This window comes from Planococcus chinensis (genome assembly GCF_020071995.1).
Classification (GTDB): domain Bacteria; phylum Bacillota; class Bacilli; order Bacillales_A; family Planococcaceae; genus Planococcus; species Planococcus chinensis_A.
Window position 1 is genome coordinate 186,080 of record NZ_JABWTK010000002.1, and the last position, 25,319, is coordinate 211,398.

Genomic DNA, 25,319 nt, shown 5'->3' on the forward strand with positions numbered 1-25,319 from the left:
GCTTCACCTCATTCAATCCAATTTTTCCTTGCCAATTGTTGAAACAGGACGTGCTGAATGCCTTCTTCGATATCAATTTGCATATAATGGACTCCGTGCTTGGCGCATAAAGATTTCAACCCTTCGGTATGCACTTCGCGCTTGTTTAAATAGGTCTGCAACGACTGGCTGGTCATCGTCACATTGATGGCATCTCCAGTTTCTTCGTCAATCAAACGCATGTCGCCTTTAAAATCTGGCATCCGTTCTTCTTCAACCGTCAAATGCAAAAAACGGACATCGTGAGAAAAGCGGGGCACTTGCCGGAAAAATGTCTGCCAATCTTCCAGCGGCTCCAAGCCGTCCGATAGTACAAACAATACCGTTGAATCTTTGGCCGCATAAAAACTGGCGTCTTTTGCAAATGATAATTTGTCAGGCTGCGGCAAATTTGATATGAAATGTTCGTATAATTTCCGTGCTGACTTCCCTTTTTTCCGAAACGGCGCAATGGCCGTTTGGCCGGCAGAGACAGTCAGCCGGTCGTCATGGCTCAATACCATCAAGCCGAGTGAAAAAGCCAATTGCTTGGCAAACAGCCATTTTCTTTCCATCGACTTTGAACTATCGATCAAGAGATGGACGCGCATTTCTTGTTCGTCCAGAAAACGCTTGATATAGACACGGTCGGTGCGCGCATAAACATTCCAATCCACATGGCGGACATCATCCCCGGGATGATACTCCCGGAAATCGGAAAAATCCAGGGACGAACCAAAGCGGGCAGAACGGTGAGAGCCTTTATGGTGTCCACGGATTTTTGATTTGGTCGCAACGGAAAAACGCGCGATGCGCGTAATCCAGTCTCCCGGCAGACCCAGCCCCGTCATTTCAATACGCCTCTTCCAGCACCGCTCACCACTATATCAATCAGTTCATCCGCGCTGATGCCCGTCGCTTCTCCTTCATAATTCAAAAGGAGGCGATGGCGCAGAACCGGTTTCGCCACATGTTTCAAATCGCCGATGGACACATGGTAGCGGCCTTCAGTCAATGCGCGCGCTTTTGCCAAACGGATCAAACTTTGCAGTCCCCGGGGGCCGCTGCCGTACTGGATATATTGCCGCACCGGTTCGTACTCTGATTGCGCTGGATGCGTATTTTGGATCATATCCACTGCCACCATCAAAATATCTTCTGCAATCAAAACCTCTTTCACCATTTCCTGGGCTTCGACCAAAGCATCTGTATCCATCTTTTTCTGTAAGTGGATGTTGAGTGAACCTGTCGTCCGCCTGCTGATTTCCGCCAGTTCTGCACGCGTCGGATAAGCCACAAGGATTTTGCAAAGAAAACGGTCCATTTGCGCTTCCGGCAAAGGATAAGTCCCTTCCATTTCAATCGGGTTTTGGGTGGCCAGCACGAAAAATGGCCGCGCCATCTTTTTCGTATCGCCTAAGATGGTCACCGTCTTTTCGCCCATCGCTTCAAGCAAGGCGCTTTGGGTTTTCGGCGTCGCCCGGTTAATTTCATCGGCAAGCACCATTTGGTGAAAAATCGGCCCTTCCCGGAACGTGAATTGCTGGCGGCCATCGGCATCCCGTTCAATCAAACTGGTTCCCGTAATATCTGTGGGCATCAAATCGGGTGTAAACTGAATTCTGGAAAAGGATAAATCCAGCACATCGGAAATCGTCCGGATCAGCATCGTTTTGCCGAGCCCCGGCAACCCTTCCAATAATGCATGGCCATCTGCCAAAATCGCGTAAAGCGAAAACTCGATCGCTTCTTCCTGCCCCACGATAAAGTGGCCAATTTCTTCTCGAACTTCCTGCAAACGCCCGCTCATTTCAGTGAATTGTTCCGGTGTAAACGTCATATCATCCCTGCTTTCTATTGTTCTGATTCAATTGAAGAAAAGTACTGCTCGACCACTTTTTGCAGATCCGGAGGCAATTCCAGTTTTTCAGCACTCGAGAAATATGACTCTGAATACTGTCCGACAACATCTGAGTACGGCCGCACTTCTCCCCGTTCAGCAGGTACAACCGCTTCCTGTTCATCGGCCGCTTCCCCTTCTCCCAGTTCACCGTTGTCAACTTCCGTTTCTCCAGTCCCTCCGATACGGGAAGGCACTGTCAACAATTCCCGGTTGCCCTGGCCAGTTCCAGCGCCTTGTCCATTGCCCTGACCATTCCCTTGGCCTTGACCACTGCCTTGACCTTGTCCTTGGCCATTGCCTTGTCCTTGGCCATTGCCTTGTCCCTGACCTTGCCCTTGTCCTGTTCCTTGACCTTCACCCTGTCCCTGACCTTCGCCCTGGGCCTGTCCTTGGCCTTCACCTTTTCCTTGGCCCGTTCCCGGTTGCCCAGAGGAATTTTCGGCATTCGTGCCATTTTTGGAAGCAGAAGAACTGCTGCTGCCCTGACTGGATTGAGTTCCTGCATTATCGGCTTTTGCCGGATCGCTATTGGCGATAGTGCGCTGCAGCGGCAAATTGACGGGTTTCCCCATATTGCTTAAGGCTGTTTGGGTTTTTCCAGCTTGTTCAGCCAGCTTGTCAGAAGCTTCTCCCCGTTCTTTGCTTTCCTGTTTCGCCGCATTCCCTTCACTTTCTGCCAATTGCTGTTTTTGAAGCGCCAGTTCTTTCTGTTTTTTCACTACTTCTTTTAAGGCCTCTTTAGCCTTTTTGCTTTCCGCCACTATTCCCTGCAATTCCTTCAATTCTTTTTTCAGCGGCTCGGATTTAGCCTCTTTTTCAATTTTCGCCACTTCTTTTTCAATCTGAGTGATCAAATCCAGTTCTTTTTCAGTGTCTTTCGCTTCTTGCTGCAGCGTACTTGGAAATAAGAGCAGCAGGCTTAAAACCACGCCGCTCGCTAAAGAAGCCAGCAGCCATTTTCCTAACACCCACTGGCGCGGTTCTTTTTTAAATAGCTGATAACTGAAAGGAAGCATTTCAGCAGTTTTATTCGTAAGTGCCGTTGCCAGTTCACCTGTTCCTTCTGTCTGCCAGGCCGTGAGCAGCTGGTTATGCGGCGTAAAGCGGTCCAGTTCTGTGACCGCCTGATGTTGGTCCGGCAGATTCCGCATGGAAATTAAGAGCCAAGCGAGTAGTGCCAGTGCCCCAGCAGCATATGCATAAAATTCATAATAAGGAAGCATAAACAACCGCGACAGGAACAGCAGCAGAACGGCCGCCGTTAATCCGAACAATAGCGCTTTTTGAAGCGATTGGCTGATGTGTACACTTTTCAGTCGTCTTCCGGCTCGCCGGACAAAGCCGGCAATGTCCCGGTTGTTCATGTAAATCCCTCCTTATTTGTATTTAGACATATTGACGCGCAAACGCTTGACTGCCAAAAGGAGTGCCAGCGCTGTAATGACGAGATAAAACACCAGATAGCCAAGCCACAGCGGCAATGGCACTACAGTCAGGTTTTGTATTTCCTGGGCAAAGCTTGGCTGCAGCAAAGTAAACAGGACAACCGCCGGATTTATGCTCGCCCAAAAGTAAGTAAAAGGCGAGAAAGTCGGCGTCGTGCTGCCAAATTGCGAAATCTGCATCGAGATGATCAGGAAAAACCCGGTTGCTGCCGTCAGGAATATCATGGTGCCGTAAGTAGCAATCATGGAAACGATGGTTTTTCGGATAATCGTCGAGAACATGATGCCAATGCTGCCGATTGTCAGCAAGGTTAAAAAATAAAACAAGAAGATGATCACAATCTGGCTTGGCGATACACCGCCGTATAAAAACACCAGACTATAGATAGGCAGCCCGGCCACAATCATCAGCAGTAAAAAAGCAATGGAAGACGACATTTTCCCGAAAATGATCTGGAAAGAAGTCTGGGCCGTTGTCAGTAAAATATTCAAGGTCTGCTTTTCCCGTTCGGTGCTGATGGCGCCTGCCGTCAGCCCTGGCGTAATAAACAGGATCAGTCCCAACTGGATATAGGTCATCATTGTAAACAGCATAAAACTTTCATCCGGACGGAAAAACCCGCTGCCCGAAAAAGTCGTGGTCATGAAAATAAAGCCAAAGACAAAAATGCTCATCGCGATTAAATAAAACAAGATACCGGTAAAGCTTTTCAAATTGCGAAACCGCAATTTGATTTCTTTGATCAAGACCGGATTGGCCAGGAGTGCTTTCACGAAGCATCAGCTCCTTTCGTAATCGCCATAAAGACATCTTCCAAATCGGTTTCTTCTTCAGCAAACGATAAGATCGGCAATTGTGCAGCCATCGCTTTTCGCAATAACACCATTTGGTCTTCTTCAGTTCCCCGGTACAGAAATTCAATCATATTCTTTTCCGGTTTTTCGGCGATTTGGGAAACAAAAGGATCATTTTCAAAAAACGCTGAAACTGCAGAAACCGGACCTGCCACTTTAACGCGCATTACTTTTTCGCTTTGCAGCTGCGCTTGTATTTCACTGACTGATCCTTGGGCAATCAACCTTCCGGTATCTATCACGCCGATGCTGTCGCACATTTCCGCCAGTTCCGGCAAAATATGCGAAGAAATCAAAATGGTTTTCCCCATTGATTTCAGTTCCCGGAGGATTTCGCGCATTTCCACCCGCGCCCGTGGATCAAGCCCTGAGGCCGGCTCGTCCAGGATCAGGATGTTCGGATCATGGATCAACGCCCTTGCCAGGCACAGTCTTTGCTTCATGCCTCTCGACAGCAAGTCGACATATTCGTAGCGTTTATGGCTTAAATTGACGAGCTCCAGCAATTGAGGAATCAATTTTTCACGCTCTTTCGGTTTCAAGCCATAACTTGCACCGTAAAAATCCAGGTACTCATCGGCCTTCAACTGATCATAGACGCCGAAGAAATCCGGCATATAACCGATCTGTTTTCTGACTTCATGGGCATTCTTTGTCACACTTAACCCATTAATGAACGCATCTCCCGCAGTCGGCTGCAGCAAAGTAGCCAAAATGGAAAAGGTCGTTGATTTGCCGGCGCCATTTGCTCCGACAAAACCGAATACAGTGCCGTCTTCGACGGTCAGATTCAAGTCCTGCAAAGCATACAATGAACCGTATTTTTTAGTGAGTCCGATTGTTTCAATCATGGGGCAACCACCCCTTTCAACTTGATTTTAGGCATGGTTACTTCAGGTTCACCATTAGCGGAATTGTTTTCAACGACGAATTTGATTTCTCCTTGAGGAGAGACATAGTTGCCAACTGCTTCCGTAAAGCTTTGTTGGCTTTTGCTGATTTCTTCAGGTTTTCCTGTTTTTGCATTTAAAATGGAAACCGTCAGATTCTGCTTGGCTGCCGTAACCGCCAATTCCTGCCATTCGGTTTTCTTTAAATCCACTGCTTCTGTGACCGCATAGGTTAATTCGAATTTCCCTTTATCCATATAATAAAGGTAAGGATCATCCGCCACATTTTCAAAATAAGACGAGCCGCTGACCTGCAATTCAAACGTATCTGCATTCAAATTGACTTCACCCGTCAAATTGACAGCCGGCTTAAATGGCTGGGCGATCAAATGGACAGCCGACACGGAAGCACGCTGGTCTTCCAGCGATATCGGCACAATGGCATCATTCGTATAGGCGACCACATAAGGGGAACTTTCATTGTCCTTAAACTGATTATACGCCATTGACAGAATGGTTTGCTTTCTTGCTTTTTTCAATTGTTCTTTATCGGCAATCGGCTGATAAGCGAAAGTTGAACTAATCGGTGAAGCGGATGGCAAAATGTCCGACTGCACCGTCTGGTTCACTGCCAGCTCTTCGCCAGGAGCAAGATTTCCTAAAGCCATCAAACGCGTACCTGTCCAAATCGATACATCTTCAAGTGCGAATGGGAAATTGTTTTGAATGGTTCCTTTAATGGTCTTTTTCTCCACCGCCAATTGGATGTCGAAGTTCCCAGTTTTTTCAATATACGATTCCCCTATGACGGAGCCGACGGACCAATAGCGCATATCACGCAGAGTCATCATATTTTGCGTAGCTTGTTGTTCCAAAATGGCCGATTGCTGCTGAGCCCCTTCAGAGAACTGGGTGTTCTGCCGAAACGTCATGGTCGTTCCGGCCGGAGCAGCAAAATGGTAATCGCCTCCCCGATTGGATAAGAGCGTATTCATATAATAACCGTTCAATCCGCTGTCCTGATCGGCTTCAAAAAAGCCGGTCTGTTGAATCTGCGGGTTTGCAATGCGGTCTTTCGCGCCAATTGCAAAAATGCCGATCGATGTGATTAAAGCAGCGACCGGGATGATGACCCAGGCGAGTTCACGCTTGTCCCGCTTTTTCAAGATGATATACAGGACCGGAATAATCAAAAGAATGTATAGCAAAATAATGCCCATGACCAAAGTTTTGGAAACCGCGAAGCTCTCAAAAAGCTCATTGACGTTCCCCACTTCGTAAGACATGATTTCTTTCAGCGATTCGCCTTGTGTCATCATGCTGTTCGAATTCGTGGTGAGCGGCAGCAGATTGGCCATCAATTGCACATATCCCTGCTGGGAACTGACCGTCTGGTCGCCGAGCGAAAAGCTGGTCTGAGTCAGGCTTCCAGCGCCAATCTGCTGGCGCGCAGCCAGCACGTTGCCGTCTTTCTCGAAGAGCGGATCCGCACCTTCTTTGATTGTAGCGCCAAAAGCCGGAACCGGTTTCTCAAGCGGCTGGACCGTTGCAGTGCCTTCTTCACCCAGCTCCAAAGGCAAGTAGCTGCTGAGGTTGCCCATGGAGGCAGTAATGTTTTCAGTAGAACCTACCACTACACGGCCGCCTTGCTGCACCCATTGAAGAACAGCCTGCTGAACGGCTTCCGGCAAATCACTGTATGAAACTTCGTCAATCAGCAAATAATCGAGCGTTTCCCATGCCATCGCTTCCGTCGGCAAGGCAAACTGATTCAGCTGGTTCAAATGGAAAACCTGGGTGGATTCGCTGCCTGCCGGAGAAATTTGGTTGAGGGGCAAAAGCCGATCCGGGTTGTCCGTCAACGTTCCGATAAACAGGGAGTTTGGCCAGAAAAAGCCGGGGCTTAATGTTTTGGAGCCCTTGAAATTGATGGACTTTCCGTCTTCCCATCCGCCTTCATATAAAAAAATGGTTTGGGTGGAAGGTCCACCCATTGAAACCATGTCGGATAATCCCGGAATGGCTACTTGAATGGTTTTGGCTTCTCCCGCCGCCAATTCCACGGGCACCGATAAACCAGCTCCCAGACTATACGTTTCGCTATAGTTTAAGACGAGATCGCCTGAAAAATCCGAGCCGTTGTTTGTAATCGTAAATTGAACCGGCAAGCCTTTTTCATACTTCACTTTATTTTGCAGACCGGCGTCTGCTTTGATGGTAATTTCAGGTGCAGCCAATGATGCCTGCGGCATGAAAAATATAAACAGGACACACGCAAATGCAAAAAGTGCCAGCAGTCGTTTGAACATAATGAACCCCCTATTCTTCTCTCTATAAAGTAGTACGTTGTAAGGATAAAATAGTTCCTTCCGCATAGAAAAAAAGAACGGGCAGCGCATGGCTGCCCGTTCCTTAAATTGTTTTGAAAAAGCGATGGATAAATTTCGGCAGAATATCGAGAACCGCTTCATCCGGATTCAGCTTGGCATGATGCAAGCCGTATTCCGAAGCGACGCCAGCCCAGAACATTAGGCCGGGAAGCTGTTCTGTGAAATATCCAAAGTCTTCACCGGTCATGGCCGCTTCACTTCGCACGGCTTCAACGCCTTCATAACTTGCCGCGAATTGAAGAAATGTTTCAGCCAAAGCTTCATCGTTATTGACCTCCAAATAGCTGGAGCCGTAATCGATGGACACGCGGCAGTTATAGGCTTCTTCAACCGCCCGGCACATCGCTTCAATCCGTTTTTTCACTTTTAGCATCGATTCCAGATTCAATGTGCGGATGGTGCCTTCTAGGCGCGCATGTTCCGCGATGATATTCTGTACGGTCCCCGCGCTCAATTTCCCAACGGTCAGTACAGCCGAATCCATCGGGTTCACATTGCGGCTGACAATAGTCTGCAGCTGCATCAAAAGCGAAGCTGCTGCCACTGCCATATCTTCCGTCAGATGGGGATATGCTGCATGGCCGCCTTTGCCCTGCAAGTCGATAAAAAGTTCAGACGTATTAGCAAACAACAGGCCCGGTTTTGTGGCCACTGTTCCGGCCGGAAGTTCCGGCGCAATATGCAGCGCGAAAATCTGATCCGGCAAAAATGCTGGCTTGTCGTGTTTCAGCCATTCCCGGAAAGGGAGTGCACCGCCAGGTCCTTCTTCTGCCGGTTGGAACAGAATGACCACATCGTTTGCAATCGGTTCCTGGACCAACTGGTTCAGGAGGCCAAGCGCAACCGTCATATGAATATCATGGCCGCAGGCGTGCATATAGCCGGGATGCTCCGACTGGAATGGCAGATTCGTTTCTTCTGTAATGGGCAGCCCGTCAATGTCTGTACGCCAGCCGATGGTTTTGGCGGAATCGGTGCCGCGCACTTTTGCCGCTAGGCCCGTTTTCCACTCGACAATCTCCAGCCGTTCTTCAGGAAAAGTGCGCAGACATTCCTTCAAATACGCCTGTGTTTTCCATTCCTTAAAACCGATTTCAGGAATTGCATGCAATTCTCTTCTGATTTTCAGTAAATCCATTTGGAAGCCCCGCTTACAGTTGACGAAGTTCTTGTTTGATTTCGGTTTTTGCACGAGTTTTTTCATCCATCAATTTCAAGACGCGTGCCGGAGTCCCGCCCACTACGGAGTTTTCAGGAACATCTTCGATGACAATAGCACCGGCTGCAACAACCGCGCCTTTGCCGATCCGGACGCCTTCAAGAACGACAGCATTTGCGCCGATCATGACATCATCTTCAACGATGACCGGTGTTGCAGATGCAGGCTCGATAACGCCGGCCAATACTGCCCCAGCACCGATGTGGCAGTTTTTTCCGACCGTTGCGCGGCCGCCAAGAACAACGCCCATGTCGATCATTGTACCGTCGCCGATTACCGCGCCGATATTGATGACTGCGCCCATCATGATGATACAGTTATTGCCGATTTCCACGTTTTCACGGATAAATGCACCAGGTTCGATGCGGCTGTTGATGTTTTTCATATCCAATAAAGGAATCGCAGAATTTCTGCGGTCATTTTCAATCACTGAGTCTTCAATTACAGAAGCGTTCGCTTCCAATGCTTGTTGGACTTCAGCCCATTCACCGAATACTACTGCGTTATTTCCTTCGCCGAAAACTTTCGAGCCTTGGCCAAAATCAAGAGAAGCGACGCCTTCGCCTTTTACGTATACTTTCACCGGTGTTGATTTAGTGGCATTCTGTATGTACGAGATAATTTCATTTGCATCCATTTGCTTCATCAATAAAAACCTCTTTCTATGGGTGATGCTGTAATTATAGCGGATATAGTGTAAAAATTCAGCACTTTAGCTTAATAAAGCGGCATGTTTTTTGACAATATCGACAAATGCCTCAACTTGGCGCAGCTGAAACGACGATTCGTATCCGATCAGCCACGTATCCCGGGTCAATTCCAGCTCTTCTGCACTGCTTGATAAAGGAATCATATGGACGCCTTCATTGCCCGTCAAAGTGATTGACGGCAGGATGGCATAGCCGATGCCGTTGACGGCCATCTGCTTGCAAGTTTCAATCTGGTCGACGGTAATTTGCCGCTTCGGGTTTGATGGAAAATGGCGCTGCCACCATTGCTGGATTTCTTCGTAATAATTGGAATCGCTTTTAAACTGGATAAATGGGCGCTCCGTCTTTTCCACTTTTTCCAGCGAATCGATTTCCTTGTCCACCAAATACAGCGTATCCCGGAATAAATGCATCTTCGGGCCTTTCCAATCCGTATGCCCCCGGACAATTCCGATATGGGCTTCTCCTTCATAAAGCGAGCGGGCGATTTCCGAACTCCAGCCGGTAATGAGCTGGATTTTCGCTTCCGGATAAAGCGTCACAAAATCTTTCAAAACTTTGGGCAGCCAGTTTTGTCCGATGATCGTTGCACAAGCGATTTTCAAAGTTCCATGTACTTTGGAAGTCAAGGTATGAAGCACTTCAAACACTTCTTCTTTTCGCTGGATCATCTCTTTTGAATACTCAATGACCAATTCGCCGGCAGGCGTCGGCGTCAGCCCTTTTTGGGAGCGGATGAACAATTGCTGCCCCCACTCTTTTTCAATCGATTGAAGACGCTGCGAAAGCGCCGGCTGCGATAAGAAAAGGCGTTCTGCAGCTTTTCGCATATTCCCTTCTTCTGCAAGCACTTTAAGGATCAATTCTTCATTAGCCATTGCTGCTCACTCCCTTTTTTCTAGGCAGGCCGAAAATTAGTACAAAACTGATGACAGCAAAAATGGCAGTCAAACTATAAACGTTTTGCAGCGCCTGGGTAAGACCTTCCTGCAAAAAACTGAGCACGTCCAGAGGAAGCTTGTTACGGCTGTCTTCTGTCAACATTCCATTGACCGAATTCAAAGTATAGTCTTTTTCATTGTCGTGGAAGTAATTCAATAAACTTGAATTCAAGAGGCTGCCAAGCAACGCTACGCCGATGGTGCTGCCTAAATTGCGCATAAACATATTAGAGGCTGTAGCTGTACCTCGCTGCTCGTACGTAACGGCCGCCTGAATGGAAACGATAAAAGCGGTAGAGGTAAGGCCCATGCCGACCCCGATCATGAAACTCGACATCGCGGCCCATAGCGGCCCAAATTCAGGGCGCATCGCAACAAAAAGCAAACTGCCGATCACCAGAAATATCCCGCCGGCGAGCGAAGTCCTGAAATAGCCGATTTTGATCAGCAGCCGCCCTGAGAAAAAGGCGGCAATCGGCCAGCCGATCGACATGGCAGTCAATGTAAAGCCGGCGATAGTAGCCGGCTGTTCCATAACCCCTGTAACATATGTCGGCAAATAGCTCGAAACGGATATTAAAATCATGCCGGTGAACAAGGAAACAAGGTTGGCATACAAAATTGATTTGTTTCTCCAAATATCAAAAGGCATCATCGGGTCTTTCGCTTTCTTTTCAACCAGCACAAATACTGCAAAAACGACTACGGCGCCGAGTGACAGTGAATAAGAACGCACAGAATCCCACTCAAACCCTACTCCGCCTTCCACAAGCCAATAAAGAAAACTCGTCAGTGAAACCGTCAGCAAAAAAGCACCCAAATAATCGATGGATGGTTTTGTCTTTTTCTGCGGCTCCACAAGGAATAGCAATACCCCTGCAAGCGCCAGGATGCCGAGGGGAATGTTGACCCAAAATACGTATTCCCATCCGATTGTCGCCACCAGAAATCCGCCGATTGCCGGACCGGTTACTGCCGAGATTCCCCAAACACTCGACAGATAGCCTTGGATTTTTCCGCGCTCTTCCGCTGTGTAAATATCTCCGACAATGGTCGTGGCAATCGGCATGACTGCCCCTGCCCCGATGCCTTGGATAAAGCGGTAAAAGATCAGCTGCTCCATGGAACTCGCCAATCCGCACAATAAGGAACCGATTAAAAATAGGATGATGCCGAATGCAAAAATCGGTTTGCGTCCAAAAATATCGGAAAGCTTTCCGTACAGGAGCACCGTGACCGTACTCATCAGCAAATAAGCGGAAAACACCCAGCTGTATTTAGAAAATCCACCAAGATCTGCTGAAATGCTGGGCATTGCCGTTGAAACAATCGTTGCTTCCACTGCCCCGATAAACATAGCGAGCATGACCGAAGCCAGCACAAGGGGCCGGTTCGTTTTTTTCATTTTCAAACCTTCTTTCGATTGACAGAAAAAAGGCCTCACAATGAGACCTTTTTGTACGTTTAATTTTATCCTGCTTGAAATTGCAGCAGTGAAACCCGCTGCAGGAAACTGCACTAATTATTTTCTCAATTGATAAATCTGTTTTTTTAACTGCTTAAGTATGACCCGTCGAGTAAGTATGCCCATAAACATGGCATCGTCATCGATTACGCATAAAAAGTTCTGGTCGATCAATAAATCCAAAGCCCGCTGGAAACGTTCAGAAATATGGATCAATGGAAAATCCGTCTGCATAATGTCTTCTACCCGAATGTCCGGCAAGCGTTCGTATTCAATGTGTTCCATTCCAAGAATGGCATCCGTGATCCGCTGGGCATTAATCAAGCCGCAAAAACGATATTTTGAATCCAACACCGGAATTGCAGAGTAACCTGTCTTTGTAAGAACCAGCAATGCATGTTCTGCACTGTTATTGACTTGGACATGCGCGACTTTTTCAGATGAGATTATATATTCTTCAATGGGGGTATCAAGAAAATCTCGGCTAGGTAATGAAATCATATACTCTACTCCTTTTGCATCATAAACGAGTCATCCTGTCTTCGGTAACATCATAACATAACCCGTTTGGCGAGACTATTTAATTGTGTTTCCATTTCGCCTTAAAATGGAAATTTGTTGAGCCATTGCCCGCCGTCCAGCGTCACAATTTCACCGTTCATATATGAAGCTTTGTCCGACATCATGAAGGCGGCCAGCTCGGCCACTTCTTCCGGCTTGCCTAACCGGCCAAGCGGAATCGATTCCAATGTCCGTTTAGCCGCTTTTTCCGAGTCCCATAATTTTTCTGCGCCGCCGGTCCGCTCAATCGGGCCTGGAGCAATGCCGTTTACGCGAATGCCGAACTGCGTGCCCCATTCCACTGCCAGTGTCCGCGTCAAAGACATGACCCCTGCTTTGGCAGCTGCTGAATGCGCTACCCCGGCCCCTGCGGTCCAGGCATACGTCGCCAGCATATTGATGATGCTGCCTTTTATGCCATGTTCAATCCAGTAGTTGCCGACGGCATGGGAACAGAAAAACGTACCGTTCAATACGATATCAATAACGGATTTCCAGCCGTTCGGCGATAATTTTTCGGCATGCACAATAAAGTTGCCCGCCGCGTTATTAACAAGCCCGTCAATCCGGCCAAACTTTTCATGTGCGAAATTCACCATCGCTTTTGCATGTTCGGGTTCCCGGACATCCATTTGAAACACTTCTACAGAACCATGCTGCGCATCAATCGTCCGGACTGCTGCATTCAATTTTTCCATATCGCGTCCGGTAATGACAACGTTCGCCCCTTCCGCTGCAAACTTTTCAGCCATATGGAGCCCCATCCCGCTAGACCCGCCTGTCACAATAATCGTTTTGTCTTTTAACATAACCAATTCCCCTTTCGGTAGATGTCTTTTCTATTTTTTTCTATTTGCTAAAACTTTAATCCCCACCGCTTGCCAGTAGCGTATCATCCTCTTACGGATGGATCTGTCCCCCACCTTATTGAAGCGCTTTCATTTAAAGCAAGCAGATTCCTTTGAACTGCCATTTTGCTGCTGCAGCTGCACGCCCATTTGATAAAATTTACGCAAAGCCAGCGGTCTTCCATATACACTATTGGTAATTTTTGATATGATAAATAGGCATTATACATGAAATTTATTATAGAAGGGAATGACTCCATGGCATTCGATAAAACCGATACCGATATTGCCCAGGCAATCTTCACTGTCAATCGGCATGCAAAAACCGCCCCAGACAATCAGTATTTATATGCATTAAAAAAAGAAGCGCTCTTGTTGATGATCACGCAAAAGCGTGCAGAAAAAATCGGCCTTCACTTCAGCAAAAACCCCCGGAAAAGCCAACAACAATCTTCAGTCCTCGTAAAATGCGGAAACTATTATTTTCATATGCTGCCGAAAAAAGAAGACTTTGAACTTCTTGAACATTTGGGACAGTTGGATGAAACATACCGGAACCCGCCAAGCAGGATGAATTTGAAAACGGCAAAAGATATATTGAGTAATTTTACCGGGCTTCGTCCACAAAAGAAAGAAACAACCGCTTCCCAAATAACCAAATCCTATAAACCGCGTCCGATCGACCGGTTTTACACACCGAAGAAATCTTATTTTGATTGATGATGCAACCGGATGCCTTTAGAGGCTTCCGGTCTTTTTTTATCCTTTAGATTTCCATCGCCGATAACGTGAAGTTTATTCGAAATGCTTAATCAGCGCTTGTGTGCCGTTTTCACTATAGCCCTGTTCTGCCAATTTTTCGTACATGCCGAGCGACAAGCGCAGTCCCGGCAATTCCAGGCCCATCAGTTCCGCTTCTTCCGCCGCGATTTTCATGTCTTTTATGAAATGCTTAATATAAAAGCCCGGTGCAAAATCTTCTGCAATCATCCGCGGAGCCAGATTCGATAATGACCAGGAACCTGCGGCTCCGGATGAAATGGAACGAAGCACCTGCTCGGGGTCAAGGCCAGCTTTTTTGGCATATACAAGAGACTCGCAGACGCCGATCATGTTTGTTGCAATGTTAATTTGGTTGCACATTTTGGTATGCTGGCCGGACCCTGCTGGCCCTTGATACACAATGTTTTCACCCATTAGCTCGAGCAGCGGCAAAACTTCCTGGAAATGCGGCTCCTCTCCACCTACCATAATCGACAAAGTGCCTTTTTGGGCTCCGATGTCTCCGCCGGAAACCGGTGCATCCAAGGCTTTTAAGCCTTTCGAAGCGGCTTCATCAAAAATGCGCTTCGCCAAATTAGGTTTGGATGTGGTAAGGTCCACTAATACTGCCCCTTTTTGGGCATTTTCCAAAATTCCCTCGTCTCCGAAATATACCTCTTCGACGTCCGATGGGTAGCCCACCATTGTAAAAACAGTTTCCGCAGCAAGCGCCACTTCTTTTGGAGACTCTACCAGTTTGGCACCTGCTTCCACCAGACTTTCGGCTTTTTTAGCCGTGCGTGTATAGATGATGACTTCATGTCCAGCAGTCAGTAAATGTTTTACCAAGCTGCTTCCCATTACACCAGTTCCAATAAATCCAACTTTCATATGTACGTCACTCCTTCGCTTATGTCTTCAGTTTATCAAAACTTTTCAGTTAATTCACGGAATTCCAGAAAATTTTAACAGGCAGCATTCCATTCCCTTAAAAAAACAAAAAAAAGAAGCCGATCCGCTGTTCGGACCGACCACAAAAGGGGGAAATGAGAATGTTGCTGTGTTCAAATATACTATGCCCGCCCCAACAGGCATTTAAACATATTCTTTTAAATATTTTTCTTTTATTTTTTTTATTTCTTCCAGGAAAGGCTCGCCTTCTGATTCCGTTAAGGTTCCTGAGCCGTACCGCACCAAATCATAGGTTTTAAAAAAACCTTCGGACACATTCCACGTCATGCGGTTCATCCACTCCCGCACAGTTTCATGTTCTTTTCGCCCGAGCCCGGCAGTTTCTGCTTCCTGTTCAAAAGCCCGGTAAGCCTTGCGGACGGCTTCCACATCCATTTCTGCATACTGAACCTGTGTCGGCTGTTCGGATGGCTCGTCTGCAGAAGTTATTGGATAGCGCTGAGTTTTTGCCGCTCCTTTTTCTTGCTGTTCTTCTTTTTCAGGTTTGTTTTTCAACAGCCAGAAAACCAGCAGGGCGAAAAAGACAAGGAGTATTGCAGCCAGCATAAACTCTACCGGAAAATCAACGTCTTTGGGCTGGAAACTTGCTTGGCCCTCCTCCTCAGCAAGCGTTTCCGGATCTAATTTCTCTAATGTTTCCTTCATTTCCTGTTCAGTGGATAACCCCGATAAATACTCCGTGAGTTTTTCCATCAATCCAGCAAATGGCCATAGGACAATCTGCAAAATGCCGCCGAGAACCCATCCAGCCAATCTTCTTGCATCTTCAGCCAGAAAGTAAACCAGAAATCCGCTTAAACTTGCTGAACTGATGACAAGAGATGTGCCAATCGCCATTACCGAAAAGGAAACCCCTTCTTTCCGCGTCTGCATATACCGGTATAACAGCCGGAAGCACACATAAAACCCTGCCGCCGCAATGGCTATGGCAAAAATCTCTTCAGAATTTTCAACTCGGGGATTGAATAAGCTGATCACAAGTGCTGCGGAAAACAGCAAGACAAATACCAGCAGAAAATGGCCTTCCTGGTGGCTTTCGCTATCAAAGACGGAGAAGCGGGCGTGCAGCCGGTACAGTGTCAGCATGCCCAGAACAACTGCAAGCCAAATGGGTACACCCAAAACAAGCGCCGTTATGAAAATCACTGCAGCAACTAAAGCCGTACCCAAGACGTGATAAGAAAATTTAAGAAAGAGAACAAATGCGAGAACTGCTGCACCCAAACTGAGAAGCAGCCACAACGACATTAAAGGAACGGCCGTCTCATTCTTAGTAAAAACCAGTAACAGTGAAATGGCGAAGGCATCCAGCATGTAATTGCCGGCAGACCATAAACGTGAAATCATCGGATGCCACTTCCTTTTCTGCCAGGGAGCAATTTAAGTTCGGTGCGCGTTGCCCATTTTGCCACAAAGCGCTGGATTCCGGAAAATTCATCGGCCATCAAATACGTTGTAAACGGCAGCTCGATATGCAAATCCAAATGGGCCAGCATGGATGGATAAGGCATCGTCGAGTGGTTTTTAGACATGACGGAAAGCAGCTCCAGCGCTTTCTGGCGTTGAATGGCCCCTTCACCTGGCGCTAAATAAAGAAAAGGCATTTTTCCAGTAGAGCGGATATTGACAGCCAAAGCATACGGTACGCCTTCCCGGTAACACGTTTCAATGTAAGAAGCCACTTCTTCGATGCGTTCCTCCAAATGGGGGATCGTTGCGTAATGATCCGCCACATTCAATGCGAACAGAACCGATTCATTGGCTACTTGGTCAAACACCTTGGTTTGATAGGACTGCATGCGGGCACTTGCTTTCCAGTGGATGGTATTGAAACTATCCGTCGGCACATAATCGCGGGTGCCGATCGGCTGGAAACTATCATCGAACAAAGAATTTTTCAGATTGAACTGCCCCGGTTTTTGGCGAGACGGCGAATAATGGAAAAAGGCTTTTTGGAGTTTCGGATACACCAGCAATTCCTGCAAGATCATCGGCTTATACTCAAGCACTACAGTGCCTTCGCCAAACGGATGCGGAACACTCAGCTCCATCTTCTTCAACCGGGCTAGTCCCCGACGGTTTCCAGTCACCGGAATTTTTACCGCCAGGGTTTCGTTATGGCCGATCGTGAAAGGTACATCCAGTTCAACAAGGTCTCCATAATTTACAATGAGCGGGCCTTGCGGCAAAACCGCATCCTGAAACCAGATTTTCAATTGGCCCCCGAGCACCGGCAGCCCCCTGTTTTCAAACACAAGCTCCCATGCGCTTTCGCCGCCAGTCAAGAGGCGCTTCCGGCTTCTCGTATTGACCAGCTCCAAGCGCTTTCCGACATGGGCGAAATAAAGCCACTGCAAGCCTGCAATTGCTGCGATAAACGCAGCGACCGCTGCCGCAGTTAACTGCAAAAAAGCCATCGCTATAAAAAAGAATATCCCGAGTAAACTCAACACCCATTTTGTGTTCGTCGAATTGTAGTCGTGGCGCACCCAAACCATATTAAAAAGCCTCTACCGGTGAAGGAATCGAATCTGCCACTTCCATCAGCACTTCCTGGGCATCCCGGACTAACATGCCTTCAGCCGTCAACAAAATGCGGTGAACCGCTACAGGTTCTAAAATGGTTTTCACATCATCGGGCGTGACGAAACGGCGGCCATTGATAAACGCATAGCCCTGTGCGGCATGGACCAATGCCAGAGCCGCACGGGAACTCAACCCCAGTTCAATGGAAGGATGGCGGCGTGTAGCACGCACCAATTCCAGGATGTATGTTTCAATATCCTCGTGGACGGCTACTTTTTTCGCTTCGACCGACCAGGCCCGCACATCTTCTATGGAAGCGACCGCCGTTATTTCCTTTTTATGCGAAACATTCCCACGGAAGTTCCGAATGATTTTCATTTCATCTTCGTATTCCGGGTAGCCGATCTCTAAACGGAATAAAAAGCGGTCCAATTGAGCAGCAGGAAGCGGAAACGTCCCTTGCTGGGATTCAACCGGATTCTGCGTGGCAATGACAATGAACGGATCGGGAAGCGGCAGCGTTTCCCCGTCAATGGTCGCCTGTTTTTCTTCCATCGCTTCCAGCAAACTTGACTGGGTCCGGGGAGTGGCCCGGTTTATTTCATCTGCCAGCAATAGATTGGTCAACACAGCTCCGGGACGAAGTTCAAATTCTTGCGTTTTAGGATTAAAAAATCGGATTCCGGTGACATCCGAAGGCAAGACATCCGGAGTAAACTGCAGACGCTGAAAAATGCCATGAAAAGAGCCGGCAAATGCTTTGGCCATCCAGGTTTTACCGGATCCGGGAACGCTTTCAAGCAAGACATGCCCTTCTTGGATCAACGCAATTAACATAAAATCAATTTCTTTTTCCCTTCCAACCACCAATTCGTTTAAATGCTTTTTGACACCCCTTAAATTTTCCACATGGTTTCCCCCAATGTTTAAATTCTTCTGCAGTTCCCCTTACTTGGACGGTTCTTCGGTATATGTATAAATCGTAACGCCGTGATGATAGGCCGCCCCTCTAAAATGCTTAAAATCTTCCCGGGCGATCAGGACCTTGCGGAAATCAAGGAAGTCTTCCTTCTCGATGGTCAGTGAAGAAATTTCTCCTTGCTTTAATTGTTCCAATTGCTCGTTGTAGTCTGTCATACAATCTTCCCCTTTTCGTTCTTTTCGCTTTCTTGCTTCTGTTATAATTATGTGTGAACAGGCAGAGATGAAAAGCAGTGCGCTTTCCAACTGAAAGCCGATTACCATTAGTATAACGTATCGACAGAAGTTGGACATCTTTGGGCAAGCCGTTCTTGTTTCATTCAGATCGGCGTTTATTTTTTAGGAGGATCATTCATGTTAAATTTTTTCAAGAACCATAAATTGATTGTGTTCTTACCCTTGGCATTTGCCTTATACAGCTTGGCGTTTCAAGATGCCAAGATATTCTGGTATATGTACACATTCGCATTGCTTGTGCTGATGTCGTTTTCAGTTATTTTCATTAAAGTTTTCGACGAGATGGCTACTTGGAAATCCATGATTTATGGCCTTGGCTACGGGACCGCCATTTATGCAATTATTGCCGGCGGCTTTCAGCTGTTCAAGCTGCTTTCGTTCAATATAGAGGGATCGGTGTCATCTTTCATTTCCACTTTTGCTCCGAGCTCCATCTGGCATTACCTGCTTTTGATGTTCATCATTGTGCCGGGTGAAGAGATTTTCTGGAGAGGCTTTGTTCAACAGAACCTGAAAGCCTATGTTTCGACAGGATACTCAGTGCTGATTTCATCCCTATTGTTCGGACTCGCTCTCGGCTTTGGCGGTTTTGTTCCAGGCATTTTCGCTGGAATTGCTACCGGCATTGTCTTAGGCTTTTTGTATGAATGGAAACGAAGCATGCCGCTTCTCATCATCGCTCATTTGGTGATGATCGTTTTGCTATTTTTAGTGCTGCCTTTACCGGTATAGACTGAAACATTTCCGCCCGTTATCCGTCAACTAGAGGAAAGGGAGGAATAATTATGAAAAAAAGTTTATTGCACGTTGCGCTTCTACTGACAATTGGCGGAACCTTGGCAGCATGCGGGACATCAGAGTCCAATGAAGATACAAGTTCGAATACACCTGAAGAGGCTGTGGAAGAAACAATCGCCGAGGAAGATAAAGATAAAGAAACCGTGAATGATGAAGTTGGCAGCGAAGAAAAAGCCGCTGAAGAAACAACGGCTGTGGAGGAAGAAGCCAAGCCTGAAGAGACAGCTGACGATGAAGCTGCTCCACCTTCAGAAGGAACCTTGACCGAAAGCGATGAACAGCCCTATGAACTTCACGTATTGCCAGGCTATGCGTTAACTTCCGAAGAACCCGGAAAAGATTCCTTATACAAAGAAGACGATCCTTCCGTCTTTATGCGGATCGAAACATTCGCTTCAGGCGAAGTTGATTTTTCGCAAGCTGAAGCACAAGTGAAGGAAACCTTGAAAGCTGTAAATGCAGAAGCTGTAAATGCAGAAGCTGAAATTGCCGAAGGCCAAAAATTGGAAAGTGCGGACATAGTCAAATCGTCCAGTTTTGAAGTGCCAAGCGCTGAAGGAAAAGTGACTGGAGTAGTATTTGAACAAGAAAACCAACTGGTCCGCTTAACGATTTTCGATAGTGAAGCAGCCCAGGCTACAGCAGATTTTATCGCAATGGGACAAACCATCAAAAGAGTAGAATAACGAAACAGAAAAAGCCACCTCTTTAGGTGGCTTTTTCTACTATGCTTAATAAGATAAATCCTTGATCGATAAGCCCAACTTTTTCATTAGCTCGATCGCCTCATCTTTTTCTTCGCTTGATAAAGCATTCGTCAATTCATGAAGGTTTTTCTCGTGCTCCGGAAAAATCTGTCCCATGAATTCCTTTCCTTCTTCGGATATTTCTGCGTATGTGACACGACGGTCGGTTGGGCAGTTGACGCGGGTAATATAGCCGCGCTTCTCCAATTTATCAATAACATACGTGATTGATCCGCTCGCCAGCAAAATTTTTCCGCCGATTTTTTGGAGAGGCTGCTTTCCTTTATGGTACAGGAGTTCCATTACAGCAAATTCAGTCGGATTTACCCCATGTGCCTGAAAAAAATGATTGGTCTGTTCCGTTATAGCTTTATGGGCGCGCGATAACACTATAAACAGCTTTAACGATTGTTTGATTTCTTCGTTCATATGATCCACTCTTTCCCAATTTAAAAATCTCTTGCAATAATTATAGTCTTTTTATAAGAAAAAGGCACGGTTATTACGCTAGGCATCCCTGCTTATCCAATAATGACGCGTTCTTTTGGATAATGGAATTTGGTTTTATCGCTTTTTCCGCCAATCGTGAACAAGAAAGAAATCAATCCGACGCGTCCGACAAACATCAACGCCATAATGACGACTTTCCCGAATGCCGACAAGTCATCTGTAATGCCGAGTGACATTCCGCACGTTCCAAACGCCGAAGTAATCTCAAAAAGGATCTGCACGGGAGTCGCATGCGGTTCAGAGATAATTAAGGCCATTGTCGCAAAGAGCACCATAAAGCCTGCCAAAATTATCACCGCATAGGAACGGAAAACATCAATCAATTCAATTTCACGATTGAAAATTTGAATCGTATTTTTCCCTCTTGCAAAATTAATCAGAAACAGCAAAGCTATGGCAAACGTTGTTGTCCGGATTCCGCCGCCAACGGAGCTTGGCGACGCCCCGATAAACATCAATGCACTCATGAACACATTGGTGGCCTCGCTAAATTGCGTAATATCCATGGTCGTAAGCCCTCCGGAACGGGATGAAACCGAATGGAACATCGCTGCAAACAAGGTTTCGTGCCAATTATACCCTTTGAACGCATTCAACGATTCAAAGGCCAGCAACACCAGTGTTCCGACTACCAGCAAAATGCCAAAAGTGCTTGTCGTGATTTTGGTAAACAAAGAAAAGCGGAAGTTTTTGTTTCTGTTCGACAAGAACTCTTTTATTTCAATCAACACCGGAAAGCCGATGGCTCCTAAAATAATTAAAATCATATTGATGATCTGTACGAAATAATCATTAAAAAAAGGATATAACGATTCGCCGGTAATATCGAATCCGCCGTTGGTCGTTGCACTCACGGACGCAAAGACCCCTTGCAGCAACGCTTCATTGAAGGTGTCAAAGTACTGGGTAAAATACAAAGTAAAAATGACGGCTCCCACTAATTCAATCAATAGAAGAATTTTAATGATTTCCCGAATCAGTTTTACTACCCCGGACATATTAAATTGATTGTGGTCGACCATGATCAACTGCCGTTCCCTTAAGCCGATCCTTTTTCCGATCAACAGCCAGAAAAAAGTTCCCAATGACATAATGCCAATTCCACCAAGCTGCAGGATAAACATAATCATAATGATGCCGAAAGTGGAATAAGTTTCGGCAATATTGACAACTGTCAGCCCTGTTACGCTGACCGCACTGACGGCTGTAAATAAACTATTAATCCATGGCATGTCGATTCCAGGCTGATGGACGCCTGGCAACCGGAGCAACAGAAAGGAAGAAGCGATCGCAACGAAATAATAAGATACGATAGCTTGGGCAGGCGTTAGATTCCGTAGTTTTTGAAATGAACTGTTCATAGAGTTTAATTCCTTTCTGCCTTCGTTCTCTACCTATTCTAAGAAAAGAAAACCTAAAAGGAAAGGGGCAAATAAAAATGTCCTTTTTTTCTCCTTTAAAAGAGAAAAAGAGCAGAATCAAAGCTTCTACTCTTTTTCCTTCATATTTTTCTTTTGTGGGGCAGATTTTTTCTTTTCAACTGATGGTCCAGGTTTAGAATTCCCCTTTTTAGAAGCATCCTTATTTCCTTTTTTCGGTTGAGGCTTTTTGTCTTTTTTTGTTTGCCCGGATTGGTCATGCTGTTTCTTTTCCTGCGCTTTTGGAGCAGCTTTCTTTTCCTGTTTAGGCGGCACTGCTTTTTTCTCTAACCCTGGCGGTGTTTTCTTTGGTTTTGGTTCCACTGGCGCTGTTTTTTTCTGTTGTCCCGCAGGTTTTTCTTTCGGTTCCAGAGGCGCTTGTTTCTTTTGCTGCCCCCCGGGAATTGCCTTTTTCTCTTGTCCTGAAGGGGTTGCCTTCTTTTTCGGTTCCAGTGGGACGGCTTTCTTTTCTTGCCCCGGCGGTGTTTCTTTCTTTTCGCGCTCTTGAGGAGCCGCTTTCTTCGGCAGTTCTAAAGGAGCTTCATCGATCTTACCAGCAGGCGCACTGTCTTTCTTCGGTTCTTTTGTCAAAACAGGCTTTCCGTCTTTTAATTTCTGTTCTTCATTCACTTTTGAATTTTTATTTGGCTGCTTCTCTGCGCCATCAGCCGGCGCTTGTTGTTTTGAAGGAACCGGTGTAAATTTGTCGATTTTCTGGCCGACCGGCACACTCTCTTTGACCGACTCTCTCCACTGTTTGCGCGTCGCTTTTTTCAGATGAATGTCAACATTGCTTGCTACTACTGCACTTGCTGCAGCCGCTGTAACCACTTTTTCCACGGGTTTCTTTGCTTCGCTGTTTGCGCTTGCACCCACTGTGGTGATGGTCACTTCTTCTGTTTTGTCATTGACTGACAATGCTATGACTTTTGCCAGCACTTCATCCAAGGAATGGTTTTTCCATTCGCCAAGCTTATCTATAAGAATTTCTCCATCGGCGTTCAAATCGCGGACTGAAATGACGCGGTATTCCTCATTGAATCCCAATTCCACTCCTGGATTGATTTCCACCTGCACATAAGCGAAAGCTTCGTCCGATGGCAAAAGAACGGATAAAAACAACAGAAGAACAGCAAATGCCGCCGTTGCTGGAACCCAGATCGGCTGCCACTTGATTTTCGCTTTTCGCTGTTCTTCATAGAAATAGCCTTCCTCACCAATTCTGATTTGTTGGACTGCACGTCCAGCCAAAAATTGGCCGTCTCCTGTCAAATAAATGGAACGGTTGCCTTTGGATTCAACACATATTCCTTTTTGCATCTTCATCAAAGCAACCGCTCCTTTAAATAATCTTTTAAATAATGTAAATCGCTTTGGAGCAAAAGAGCCATAGCGATTATGTATTTTCGGTTTCGTTCAACGGTTTTTCGTGAAACCCGAACCATTATTTCAATTTCTTTGACTGGCAGCTTTCTTTTGTTCATCAAAAATTCCCTGTACTCTTCTGTTTCAGCAACCATCTGTGCAATCTGCACAGCGGTTTGACGGGCATCTTCATGCTTGGGCGCAATTTTAGCCAGTGTTTGAAAATTCAAATCAAACTCTTTTAACATCGCTTCGTACAAGGCAATTTCTTCCCGTCGGATTTCGGCTTGCTTTTCCAAGTTGAAGTTCTTGATGGAAGCCGTTTCTTCGATCCACCTGGAAGATTCGGGGTCCTCATTGGTTGAGGCGCTGAAGTCATGGACAAATTCCGTACGCTGGCTTTCTTTGCGTATAAAATCAATGACCCGCCGCCGGATAATCAAATGGGCAAACGTTAGAAACGAGGCGTTTTTTTCTTTTTCATATCCCTGCACCGCTTCGTGAAATGCCGAAAGGGCTATACTGTATTCATCATCATGATCGTCGATAAATCGTTTGCATACTTGCGCAGCAGTCTTTTTCATAAACGGAGAATATGACTGAAGCAAATGGTGAAGCGCGATATCATCGCCATTTTGCGCCATTAAAGCCAATTCTTCTGCTGGTACTTTTTCACTACGTCCAAACATTCCAGATAAAACAGCCATTAACATACGCTCACCTCTTTCCTGCAGACACTACCTATGATTGTAACGGCAGTAATTGGAAAAGAAAAGGGCGTTTAGTTAGTACTTTATATGTATTCGTTTTCCGGCCCATATTTCTGTCGGTCCTGTAAATTAAATTTTGAAGCCATGAATTTTTATAGTTTTGTAAATGCCCATAAAAAAAAGCCTCCAACCGGAGGCTTTTTTATTATTAAGCATTTTCTTCTTTGTTTTTTCTAACTCCTGTAATAACGCCAACCACTACAATTCCGACCAAGACTGTCCAGAAAGTAAGCGTCCAAGGTGTCGAATGTGGGAAGTCATGCGGCAAGACACCCAGTTTTTCGTGAGAAAGTGTCATAACAAGCAATTTTACCCCTACCCAACCGACGATTACAAAAGCTGCTGTTTCCAATTGCGGGTATTTCTCAAGGATTTGAACAAATTTATGGGCAGCAAATCGCATGATGATTACTCCGATTAAACCACCAGCCAACATGACGACAAATTGTCCGGAGTTGATCCCGCCAATGTCCTCCATACCAAATACGTTCAAATGCGGTAATGTAACTGCAAGTGCAACAGCCGCAAGCATTGAGTCAATCGCAAACGCGATATCCGCCAACTCGACTTTCAATACTGTCATCCAGAAACTTGAACCTTTTTTCGGTGCTTTTTCAACGTCGATAGCATGATCGCTCTCGCCTTTTCGTTGATCATAAATATTTTTAATCGATATAAATAATAAGTAAGCCGCTCCAAGTGCCTGTATTTGCCAGATATTAACAAGCAGCGTAATCATAAACAACGCTGCAAAGCGGAACACAAATGCCCCCACTAAACCGTAGAACAAAGCTTTTTTCTGCTTGTCTTTCGGCAAGTGTTTAACCATAACAGCCATTACGACTGCGTTATCCGCAGCCAGTAGCCCTTCAAGCCCTACCAGTACAAGCAGAACCCAGGCATACTCCAATAATATTGCTTCCATTCTTTCTCCTCCTGTTTTTTGCCGGCAAAAAAGACCCCTGCCTAAATAAAGGCAAAGGTCTCGC

At 46.3% G+C, this 25,319-nt stretch carries 25 protein-coding genes; 3 read left to right on the top strand and 22 right to left on the bottom strand.

Annotation, left to right across the window (positions count from 1 at the left end):
• Window positions 1–8: 8 nt before the first annotated feature.
• The 12 genes from HU147_RS04035 to fadH all read right to left on the bottom strand — a co-directional run bounded on the left by HU147_RS04035 (window position 9) and on the right by fadH (window position 13,206).
• The gene (locus HU147_RS04035; RefSeq protein WP_224075023.1) at window positions 9–869 is read right to left on the bottom strand and encodes a DUF58 domain-containing protein; all 861 of its coding nucleotides are present in this window, start codon (window positions 867–869) and stop codon (window positions 9–11) included.
• A complete protein-coding gene (locus tag HU147_RS04040; protein WP_224075024.1) occupies window positions 866–1,858 on the bottom strand; it encodes an AAA family ATPase in 993 nt (330 codons plus the stop codon). Before HU147_RS04040 ends, HU147_RS04035 begins: the two co-directional genes overlap by 4 nt.
• A gap of 14 nt (window positions 1,859–1,872) precedes the next feature.
• Window positions 1,873–3,285: a hypothetical protein gene (locus HU147_RS04045; protein WP_224075025.1), complete on the bottom strand. Its 1,413-nt coding sequence runs from the start codon at window positions 3,283–3,285 to the stop codon at window positions 1,873–1,875.
• 12 nt (window positions 3,286–3,297) lie between these two features.
• On the bottom strand, window positions 3,298–4,140 hold the full coding sequence (locus HU147_RS04050; protein ID WP_224075026.1) for an ABC transporter permease: 843 nt from the start codon (window positions 4,138–4,140) through the stop codon (window positions 3,298–3,300).
• Entirely contained in the window at window positions 4,137–5,072 is a 936-nt protein-coding gene (locus HU147_RS04055; RefSeq protein ID WP_224075027.1) for an ABC transporter ATP-binding protein, read from the bottom strand. The genes HU147_RS04050 and HU147_RS04055 overlap by 4 nt, the downstream gene beginning before the upstream one ends.
• Complete coding sequence (locus tag HU147_RS04060; RefSeq protein WP_224075028.1) at window positions 5,069–7,420, bottom strand: hypothetical protein; 2,352 nt, start codon at window positions 7,418–7,420, stop codon at window positions 5,069–5,071. The genes HU147_RS04055 and HU147_RS04060 overlap by 4 nt, the downstream gene beginning before the upstream one ends.
• A 103-nt stretch (window positions 7,421–7,523) precedes the next feature.
• Window positions 7,524–8,639 (bottom strand): N-acetyldiaminopimelate deacetylase, encoded by a 1,116-nt coding sequence (locus HU147_RS04065; RefSeq protein WP_224075029.1) that lies wholly within the window; start codon window positions 8,637–8,639, stop codon window positions 7,524–7,526.
• A 13-nt stretch (window positions 8,640–8,652) separates the two neighbouring features.
• The gene (gene dapD, locus HU147_RS04070; RefSeq protein WP_224075030.1) at window positions 8,653–9,366 is read right to left on the bottom strand and encodes a 2,3,4,5-tetrahydropyridine-2,6-dicarboxylate N-acetyltransferase; all 714 of its coding nucleotides are present in this window, start codon (window positions 9,364–9,366) and stop codon (window positions 8,653–8,655) included.
• A 66-nt stretch (window positions 9,367–9,432) separates the two neighbouring features.
• Entirely contained in the window at window positions 9,433–10,308 is an 876-nt protein-coding gene (locus HU147_RS04075) for a LysR family transcriptional regulator (RefSeq protein WP_224075031.1), read from the bottom strand.
• Window positions 10,301–11,776 carry an MDR family MFS transporter gene (locus tag HU147_RS04080; protein WP_224075032.1) on the bottom strand — a complete coding sequence of 492 codons (1,476 nt, stop codon included), beginning with the start codon at window positions 11,774–11,776 and terminating at the stop codon, window positions 10,301–10,303. The genes HU147_RS04075 and HU147_RS04080 overlap by 8 nt, the downstream gene beginning before the upstream one ends.
• 117 nt (window positions 11,777–11,893) lie before the next feature.
• Window positions 11,894–12,337 carry a cyclic-di-AMP-binding protein CbpB gene (gene cbpB, locus HU147_RS04085; protein ID WP_224075033.1) on the bottom strand — a complete coding sequence of 148 codons (444 nt, stop codon included), beginning with the start codon at window positions 12,335–12,337 and terminating at the stop codon, window positions 11,894–11,896.
• Between the two features lie 101 nt (window positions 12,338–12,438).
• Window positions 12,439–13,206 (bottom strand): 2,4-dienoyl-CoA reductase, encoded by a 768-nt coding sequence (fadH, locus tag HU147_RS04090; RefSeq protein WP_224075034.1) that lies wholly within the window; start codon window positions 13,204–13,206, stop codon window positions 12,439–12,441.
• Between the two features lie 267 nt (window positions 13,207–13,473).
• On the opposite strand from fadH, the gene HU147_RS04095 reads away from it, so the two are divergent.
• Window positions 13,474–13,965, top strand: coding sequence for a YkyB family protein (locus HU147_RS04095; RefSeq protein ID WP_440137287.1), 492 nt, complete (start codon window positions 13,474–13,476; stop codon window positions 13,963–13,965).
• A 75-nt stretch (window positions 13,966–14,040) separates the two neighbouring features.
• On the opposite strand, the gene HU147_RS04100 is transcribed toward HU147_RS04095, so the two are convergent.
• The 5 genes from HU147_RS04100 to HU147_RS04120 form a co-directional block, all read right to left on the bottom strand.
• Window positions 14,041–14,898, bottom strand: a complete 858-nt coding sequence (locus tag HU147_RS04100) for an NAD(P)-dependent oxidoreductase (protein WP_224075035.1) — start codon at window positions 14,896–14,898, stop codon at window positions 14,041–14,043.
• Window positions 14,899–15,102: 204 nt separating this feature from the next.
• Window positions 15,103–16,326: a DUF4129 domain-containing protein gene (locus tag HU147_RS04105; RefSeq protein ID WP_224075036.1), complete on the bottom strand. Its 1,224-nt coding sequence runs from the start codon at window positions 16,324–16,326 to the stop codon at window positions 15,103–15,105.
• Window positions 16,323–17,477: a DUF58 domain-containing protein gene (locus HU147_RS04110; protein WP_224075037.1), complete on the bottom strand. Its 1,155-nt coding sequence runs from the start codon at window positions 17,475–17,477 to the stop codon at window positions 16,323–16,325. The genes HU147_RS04105 and HU147_RS04110 overlap by 4 nt, the downstream gene beginning before the upstream one ends.
• A gap of 1 nt (window position 17,478) precedes the next feature.
• Window positions 17,479–18,414 carry an AAA family ATPase gene (locus HU147_RS04115; RefSeq protein ID WP_224075038.1) on the bottom strand — a complete coding sequence of 312 codons (936 nt, stop codon included), beginning with the start codon at window positions 18,412–18,414 and terminating at the stop codon, window positions 17,479–17,481.
• A gap of 39 nt (window positions 18,415–18,453) precedes the next feature.
• Window positions 18,454–18,642, bottom strand: coding sequence for a hypothetical protein (locus HU147_RS04120; RefSeq protein WP_224075039.1), 189 nt, complete (start codon window positions 18,640–18,642; stop codon window positions 18,454–18,456).
• 198 nt (window positions 18,643–18,840) lie between these two features.
• Here HU147_RS04120 and HU147_RS04125 point away from each other — a divergent pair, with 198 nt between their 5' ends.
• A complete protein-coding gene (locus HU147_RS04125) occupies window positions 18,841–19,455 on the top strand; it encodes a CPBP family intramembrane glutamic endopeptidase (RefSeq protein ID WP_224075040.1) in 615 nt (204 codons plus the stop codon).
• 53 nt (window positions 19,456–19,508) lie between these two features.
• Window positions 19,509–20,207, top strand: coding sequence for a hypothetical protein (locus HU147_RS04130; RefSeq protein WP_224075041.1), 699 nt, complete (start codon window positions 19,509–19,511; stop codon window positions 20,205–20,207).
• A gap of 45 nt (window positions 20,208–20,252) precedes the next feature.
• On the opposite strand, the gene HU147_RS04135 is transcribed toward HU147_RS04130, so the two are convergent.
• The 5 genes from HU147_RS04135 to HU147_RS04155 all read right to left on the bottom strand — a co-directional run bounded on the left by HU147_RS04135 (window position 20,253) and on the right by HU147_RS04155 (window position 25,255).
• Complete coding sequence (locus HU147_RS04135; protein ID WP_224075042.1) at window positions 20,253–20,696, bottom strand: MarR family winged helix-turn-helix transcriptional regulator; 444 nt, start codon at window positions 20,694–20,696, stop codon at window positions 20,253–20,255.
• Between the two features lie 92 nt (window positions 20,697–20,788).
• Complete coding sequence (locus HU147_RS04140) at window positions 20,789–22,138, bottom strand: TrkH family potassium uptake protein (protein WP_224075043.1); 1,350 nt, start codon at window positions 22,136–22,138, stop codon at window positions 20,789–20,791.
• Between the two features lie 126 nt (window positions 22,139–22,264).
• Window positions 22,265–23,521 carry an anti-sigma-I factor RsgI family protein gene (locus HU147_RS04145; protein WP_440137289.1) on the bottom strand — a complete coding sequence of 419 codons (1,257 nt, stop codon included), beginning with the start codon at window positions 23,519–23,521 and terminating at the stop codon, window positions 22,265–22,267.
• A complete protein-coding gene (gene sigI / locus HU147_RS04150) occupies window positions 23,521–24,267 on the bottom strand; it encodes an RNA polymerase sigma-I factor (RefSeq protein ID WP_224075045.1) in 747 nt (248 codons plus the stop codon). The genes HU147_RS04145 and sigI overlap by 1 nt, the downstream gene beginning before the upstream one ends.
• 211 nt (window positions 24,268–24,478) lie before the next feature.
• Complete coding sequence (locus tag HU147_RS04155; RefSeq protein ID WP_224075046.1) at window positions 24,479–25,255, bottom strand: TerC family protein; 777 nt, start codon at window positions 25,253–25,255, stop codon at window positions 24,479–24,481.
• Between the last annotated feature and the right edge of the window lie 64 nt (window positions 25,256–25,319).